Here is a 7777-nt window from a genome sequence, read left to right as displayed (position 1 = left end):
CGCGGCCATCGCCACCGACCCGACCAGCAAGGCCCCGGCGGCACCCGCCGCCAGCAACCGCTTCCGATTGTCTGTTCTCATCTGCTTCTCCGTGTTTCTCGTGATCGACAAGTGGGAATGATCAGCTACCGCAGGTGGCGGCGGCGTGTTCGGCAGTGCGGACGGTCGTCACGTCCCTGCCGTCGATCGACCCGGTGACCCGGACGGTCGCCGTACCCGCCGGCACTGCGGCCGTCCGGGTGGTGAACTGCTGGAACGCGCTCGCACCCGGCGCGACGGCCGACACCGACCGCTGCCCGTACGCGCTCTCCAGCACCACGTTCACCGGCGCGTCGTGGTCGTTGCGGGCCTGCACCGCCACGTACGCCTTGCCGCCGACGCACCGCGTCTGCGCGCTGACGGTCACCGGCAGTTCGGCGGTGGCCGCCTCGAAGGCCCAGGTGTCGATCTCGAACAGGTCGGCGCCCGCCGGTCCCGCGTAGGTGAAGTACACGTCGTGCACGCCCGTCACGCCGTCGAGTGCGGTGCTGAGCTCCGTCCACTCGCCGATCGTCCCGTCGACCGGGATGGTGGCCACCACCGGCGCGGCCACGTCACCGAGCCGGAGCTGGATCGACCCGCCGGCCACCAGCGGCCGGACCTTGGCGGTGAGGCTCTTGGCGCCGGCACCGAAGTCGACCGAGGAGAGCGCGGTCCAGTCGCCGTTGTCGATGTCGCGGACGACCAGGTTGGGTGCCTCGGCGCCGAACTGGGCGGACCCGCCGTCGACCTTCGCGGTCGCGATGCCCTTGCTCCAGCCGAAGGTCTCCGCCTCGAACACCCGGTACGGGTCGAAGTTCCGGACCTGGTCGACACCGGCGTAGGTGCCCACCACCTGCTGGATGGTGCCGTCCTGGTTGAAGCTCAGTTCCTGGATGTGCGGGCTGCGGTAGCCCTGGGTGGTGTTGCCGTTGATGCGCTTGTTCAGCGTCGGGCCGTGGTACGTGAAGTAGTACTTGCCCTCGTACTCGAAGACCGACTGGTGGTTGTTGCCGCCGGTGCCGGCGCCGAAGAACTGCGACTGGTTCGGGAACAACACACCCGCGTAGGTCTCCTTCGGCCAGACCATCGGGTCGTCGGAGATCATGTAGCCGATCTGGCCGCCGCCGGGGTAACCGGGCAGCGGCGTCTGGGGACCACCGAAGTCACTCCCGCCGAAGTGCGACGAGTACGACAGGTAGTACTTGCCCTCGCGCTTGAACACCTGGGCCGCCTCGAAGGCCACCGGGGCGTCCACGACCGCCGCCGAACCCTCGGTCGACACCATGTCGTCGCCGAGCTTGATCGACCGCAGGTTCTTCGGGTTGTTGAACCGCTCGGCCGCCGGCATGGTGGTCGACGCGGGACCGCCACCGAAGTAGAGGTACGCCTCGCCGTCGTCGTCCACCAGCGGCGCCGGGTCGAACCTCCAGGCCACGCCCTCGGTGCCGGGGGTGCGGGCGTCGATCAGCGTGCTGGTGCGCTCACTGGTCCACGGGCCGACCGGCGACGCACCGGTGATCACGTTGCTGGAGCCGCCGCCGTTGGCGTAGTAGAGGAAGAACTTCTCCTGGCCGTTGACCACCTGCTTGGCCATGCCGGGCGCCCACGAGTTGTTGGTGAACGGCGCCACGCCGTTCGGACCCGCGACCTGGACCTCGCCGTGGTCCGTCCAGTTCACCATGTCGGTCGTGGAGATCACGGTGATCTGGTTGATGTGGCCGTAGTTGATCCCCGGCGAGATGCCGGTGACCGGGTCCGGGGCGTACCCCTGGGTGTCGTTGGTCATGTACATGTAGACCCGGCCGTCGTGGACGAAGCCGTACCCGTCGGCGCCGAACTTGTGCCCGATCAAGGGGTTGTGCTCACCGGGCAGCTTGCCGACCACCTCGATGGTCTTCGACGGCGGCGGAGGCGGCGCGGCGCCGACCACCGACACGTCGTCGAGCGTGAAGTCCATCAGGTGCAGGTTGGGGTCGGCGGCCGGGTTGCTCGTCCACGGCGTCTCGAAGAACAGGCGCGCCGTCGAGACACCCTGGCTCGCCGGGATGGTGAACTGCCCGTTGAACTGGGCCCACTGACCCCGGTTCGCGGTCACGCTGACCAGGTTGGTGTAGGTGGAGCCGCCGTAGTGCATGGTGGCGAAGAACTGCTTCGTGGCGGGCGAGGCCGCGTTGTCGTACCTGATCCGGGCGCTCAGGGTGTACGTCTGTCCGGCCTGGACCTTGCCGGAGAGGTCCTGCATCGGGCCGGATCCGGTGGTCGCCCGGTTGGTGACCCGCACCGCGCTCGACCCCGCGTAGGCGTCGGTGGTGGGGGAGAGCGTCGCGCTGTCGGTGGCGTTGCCGTTGTTGACGAACCAGTTCGCCAGGCCGTTCTCGAACCCGCCGTTGACGACGAGATTCGTGTCGGCGGCCTGGACCGGTGCCGCCGCGACGAATCCGGCCAGCATCACGCCGGCCGTCGCGATCGCGGCGACCCGTCGTCGGGTACCCGTTCGTGGACGCGGTGTCACGAGGTGTCCTCCTTGTGGTGGTGACGGGCAGGGACGTTCATCCCGGCCCCGGAGCCGGCATGGGAACCCGGCTCCGGGGCGGATCGGAGGTGGTGTCAGCCGCCGCAGGTAGCGGCGGGGTACTCCACGTGGCGGACCGTCGTCACGCCCGTGCCGTCGACCGTGCCGGTGACCCGGACGGTCGCCGTTCCGGCCGGGACGGACGCGGTCCGGGTGGAGAACTGCTGGAACGCGTGGGCACCCGGCGCCACGTTCGGGACCGACCGCTGGCCGTAGGCGCTCTCCAGCACCACGTCCACCGGCGCGTCGTGGTCGTTGCGGGCCTGCACCGCCAGGTACGCCTTACCGCCGACGCAGCGCGCCTGCGCCGTCACCGTGACCGGTACCTGCGGACCGACGACGTCGACGGTGAACGAGGCGGTTCTGGTCACGTCGACCACCGTGTACGACACCGTCACCGTCTGTTCTCCCGGGACGCTCGGGTCGTATCCCGACACCGAGTACCCGCCGTAGCCGGGGAACAGATCCTCGTCGCGTACGCCGTCGGTGTAGTCGGCCGTGACCACCAGGCCGGTCAGGTCGAGCTCCTCGCCGACGGTGTAGCTGGTCTTGCCCGGCGCCGTGCGCACGGAGACCGACGACAGGTCCGCCCCGCGCAGGGCGGCATGTTCCGCCTGGGTCAACGCGAAGACGCTGCCGTGCCGGATGACCCCCAGCGACAGGTTGTAGTTCGGCTTCTGCCCCCAGTCGATGGGCGTCCACTCGCCGGACGAGAGATCGTCGGTCCAGTACGGGTGGAGTTGCTGCTCCATGTAGTTGCCCGAGGGCGCGCCGGCCCACTGCTGGTCGACGTACATGTAGTAGCCGGACCCACGCGGGTCCCCGGGGTTCGCCGGCACCAGCAGCGGTGCCTCGGCGTACCTGGTGTTCATCGTCGAGTGGGTGATGCAGCTCGACACGAGCTCCCACTCGTCCTCTGGCGCGAGAATCGACGTCGCCCGCTCCTGGTAGATGTCCTCGGAAGGACAGGAGGGGACGTACTTCGTCGTCCCGGGACCGGTGGACGTGCGGTCGGTGACCAACCGGTGGTAGGAGCCGTCCGCCTCGTCCTTGATGATGGCGGCATCGAGCGTCCCGTGGTGGGGCCGATTGCTCATCGTCCGGGCCGGGGTGAACGTGACGAAGTCACGCGTCGTGGTGTAGAGGGTCTGGTTCCTGGTCAGCGGGAAACGGCCGTTCGGGTCGTTGCGGTCGGTGGTGAAGTAGGACCCGGTGGGATACATCGACGACGTCCAGTACACGACGTACGCCTCGATGGCCGGGTCCCAGATCGCCTCCGGAGCGAAGGTCATGCCCGCCTCCGGTGGCGCGACCAGCACGTGCCGCTGCTCCGACCAGGTGCGCAGGTCGGTGGATTCCCACACCTCGATGTAGCGGCTGGCGCCGCTCTGCGCCCAGTCCCAACCACGCCACCCGTACGCGTTGCCGTTGACGTTGAGGTCGGTGGCGACGAGATAGAACTTGTCGCCCTCGGGTGAGCGGACGATGGAGGGGTCCCGCACCGCGTGCATGCCCTTGGTGGACTGCAGCACGATGTCCCCGTTGTTGACGGCCACCCAGCGGGTCGCGTCGTTGCCGACGCTGGTCGCCATGTAGATCTGCTGTCCGAGATGATTGTTGGACCGCGCGAAGTTCGCCATGCCGTAGCGGGAGAACTCGGCGAGTTCCACCGTGGGCCGCACCGTGAGTTCGAAGGCGCGGCACGCCTCGTCGGCACCGACCGTGGCGCAGGCCGTCAGGGTGACCGCCGCCGGCTGCGCGCCGGCCGGCGGTCGCTTCACGACACCCGCCGCGATCGGCCCCTGCGCCTGGTCGGAGACGATGTCGGGGGCGGACGAGCTCCACTCGACCACCGAGTCCGGCACCGCCGCCACCGTCGTCGGCAGGGTCACGTTGCCCCGGACGTCGTCGGCGTGGGGAATCGTGATCTGGTCCAACGCCTGCGTCGCGGGACCGTCAGCGGAGGAACCGCCTGCGGCTGCCACCGGAGCACCCCCTGCGATCAGACCCACGGCGACCACCGTGACTGTCGACGACAGCGCGAGGTGCCGCCCCCATCGGGATGTGTGCGCTGTTCGACCTTTCAAGCGAGTACTCCCTGTCATGGCCGTCACTGCGCCCGGCGCGGGTCGGCGGCGCAGTTGAGGCCCGGGTATTCCACGGTGCGAACGGTCGTCACGTCCGTGCCGCCGACCGTGCCGGTGACCCGGACGGTCGCCGTGCCGTCTGGAACCGAGGCGGCCCGGGTGGCGAACTGCTGGAAGGCGTTGCCGCCCGGCGCGACGTCGGCGACCGACCGGTCGCCGTAGGCCGTCTCCAGCACGACCCGGACCGGCGCGTCGTGGTCGTTGCGGGCCTGCACCGCAACGAACGCCTTACCGGCGACGCACCGCGCCTGTGCGGTCACCGTCGCCGGCACTTCGGGCTCGTCGCTGCGCAGCACCCCGAGCCGGGCCAACTGGAAGCTCAGAGCCCGTTCCGGTGCGTCGATCTGGTTCTGGGTGCCGAACGTGCCGGCACGGGCCGCCGTGGCGGCGGTCAGGGTGGCACGCATGGCCGCCCAGGCGTCGGCCGGGTACGCCGACTCGTCGAGCGTCGCCGCGTACGCGATGGCGGCGTCCAACTCTCCGGTGTTCAGCGGCCGGTTCTGCGCGGTGAGCGTGTCGCTGAGCAGGTAGTGGTCGAAATCGACGTGACCACCGGTCTGCTGGGTCGCGTAGTTGAACAGGCCGACCCGGTGCCCCATGAAGTGGGCCAGGCTGCCGTCCAGCGTCTGCGGACCCACGCGGTTGCCCAACTGCGTCCAGGTCACCCCGTCCAGGCTGTAGTAGAACGTCGTCCAGAGCTGCCCGGTCGGCGAGGCGAAGTCGAGGTCCGCCTTCACGTGCACCTCGGTCGCGTCGCCGAGCGACACCGTCGTGCCGGGGAGGAAGTTCTCCAACGTCGCCTGGTCCAGGTCGACGGCGAACGGCTGTCCCCGGTTGACCACGCCGAGCGTGTTGACCCCGCCGGCACGCTTGACCGCCACGTACGAGAAGCCCCGGTTGTAGGCGGCCAGGCCGGCGACATCTCCGTCCTTCATCCGGGAGATGTCCATCCGGGTCTCGGCGGACTGCCGGGGCCCGAACGTCCGCTGCGACAGCGTGTTGCGGGCCTCCTCGAACCAGGCCAGCTCGGCGCGGTTGGAGAGCTTGGTGTAGACGTAGTTGCCGGTGACCACCTTGCCGGTGGTCAGCCGCAGCCAGCCCTCCCGGTCGGTCAGCGACCAGTAGCGGTTGTCCGGCGCGTGGTTCCACTCCCAGGCCATGTCCAGCCGCGATCCGTTGGGCTTGATCTCGGCCTCGGTCGGGTGCTCGGTGGTGAGCGGCTGCCCGACGATCGAGACGTCGTCGATCAGATACTCGACGCTGGAGGACGCCGGCTGCGGGTTGGCCCACGGCGTCTCCACGGCGAACTTGAAGTTGTTCAGGTTCGCGGTGGCCGGCACGGTGTACTGGCCGGTGATGGTCGTCCACTGCCCGACCGGGACGTTCGCGAACGTCATCACCTGCACGCCCGAGCCCCAGTCCGCGGCCAGGTTGAACCGCACTCTGCTCGGGCCCGACGTGTACTTGACCTTCGCCGACACGGTGTAGGTCACGCCGTGCTGCATCTTGCCGTTGAGGAACTGGTTCGGGCCGGAGCCGTTGACCGTGCGGTTGCTGACCTTCAGCGCCGACGAGCCGGCGGCCGGGTCGGCGGTGTCCAGCGCCAGCGTCGCGCCGAACTGGGCGGCCCAGGGCGACACCGCGCCGGCCTCGAAACCGGCGTTCTCCAGCAACTGCACACCGAGCAGCGACTCGTCGATGTCAGGCGCCGCCGGGATGGTCCACTCCTCGTCCATGTACGCCTTGTGCGGCGCGTCGTTGGCGAAGTCGTCCGAGACCACGATGGACTTCTGCCGCTCGAACCGCTCCTGCTCGGGACTGAGCGCGATCGGCTTGGCGAAGGGACCCTCGACCGGCACCACGCCGTTGTTGCCGAAGGTCGGCCAGCCGTCCTCGGACCAGGTCGCCGGGATCAGCGCCGGGATGCGCCCGATCGGGAAGGTGTCCCGGAAGAACATTCCGTGCCAGTCGGTCCGGCCGCCCTCCCGGGCGATCGGCACGAGGCTGCCCTGCGCGAAGCCGTTGGAGTTGAGCACTCCGCGCGCCTCGTAGGTGTTCACCCCGCCCTCGGAGGTGTAGCGCCCGAGCAGTTCCGGCGAACGGAGCATGACGACCTGGCGTCCCTGGCCGGAGGGCCAGGTGATGATGACCGCGTAGTAGTAGCCGTTGATGTAGTAGAACTGGGCGCCCTCGAAGAGGCCGCCGATGAAGGGCTGGCCCGCGTAGTTGCTCGCGGTGAAGACGTTCGGGTAGTCCTGCACGATGGCGGTCAGCTCGGAGTTCAGCCGCACCGCGCTGATGTTCGCGTTGCCATAGAAGATGTACGCCGTGCCGTCGTGGTCGAAGAAGAGCGACGGGTCGTGCAGGCCCCGACCGAGGGCCGTGCGCTGCCACGCGCCGTTCTCGATGTCGTCGGTGCGATAGATGTAGGCGCCGCCGAGGTTGTTGGTGTTGAAGGCGACATAGAACATGCCGTCGTGGTAGCGCAGCGACGACGCCCACTGACCCTGGCCGTACGAGTTCTGGCCGTTGCGCAGGGAGAACGAGTCGCCGATGCTCGCCCGGTCGAAGACGTAGTTGACGATCTCCCAGTTCACCAGGTCGTACGACTTCATGATGGGTGCACCCGGGCTCAGGTGCATGGTGGTGCTGATCATGTAGTAGATGTCCCGGCCCTCGGCGTTCTCCGCGGCCGGCACCCGCTCGACGCCGATGTCCGGCACGTCGGCTCGGAACAACGGCACCGTGTAGGTGCCGTCGCCCCGGTCGGTCGAGGTGTACGACGACCGGGGCGACCAGGGCTCGGCGGCCTGTGCGGTGCCGCCGGTGGTGACCAGTCCGGCGCCGAGCAGCGCGGCGGTCGCGGTGAGGGCGGTGGCCCGTCGACCGGCGACTGCGCTGCTGAGCTGCCGGAACGGGGCGAGGATGGTGTCGATGTTCATCCGACTGACGAGGGATCGGAGGCGGGGCGTGCGGGAGCCGACGAACACCTGCATACGAACTCCAGAAGCGAGGTGACGGGGGCCCCTAGCTTGTT

At 69.1% G+C, this 7777-nt stretch carries 3 protein-coding genes; all 3 read right to left on the bottom strand.

The window, feature by feature from the left end; genetic code table 11:
• Positions 1–121 precede the first annotated feature (121 nt).
• Positions 122–2533 (bottom strand): carbohydrate binding domain-containing protein, encoded by a 2412-nt coding sequence (locus ACWDVW_RS16960; RefSeq protein WP_449949525.1) that lies wholly within the window; start codon positions 2531–2533, stop codon positions 122–124.
• 95 nt (positions 2534–2628) lie between these two features.
• Entirely contained in the window at positions 2629–4578 is a 1950-nt protein-coding gene (locus ACWDVW_RS16955) for an immunoglobulin-like domain-containing protein (RefSeq protein ID WP_449949522.1), read from the bottom strand.
• Positions 4579–4703: 125 nt separating this feature from the next.
• Positions 4704–7682, bottom strand: a complete 2979-nt coding sequence (locus ACWDVW_RS16950; protein WP_449949519.1) for a family 43 glycosylhydrolase — start codon at positions 7680–7682, stop codon at positions 4704–4706.
• Positions 7683–7777 lie beyond the last annotated feature (95 nt).

This window comes from Micromonospora sp. NPDC003241 (assembly GCF_053589795.1).
Note: the sequence above shows the minus strand (reverse complement) of the source record. Positions and strands in the feature narration are given on the sequence as shown.

Coding starts and splice junctions, on each gene's coding strand:
- ACWDVW_RS16950 (WP_449949519.1), bottom strand. CDS start 7,682: ATGAACATCGACACCATCCTCGCCCCGTTCCGGCAGCTCAGCAGCGCA.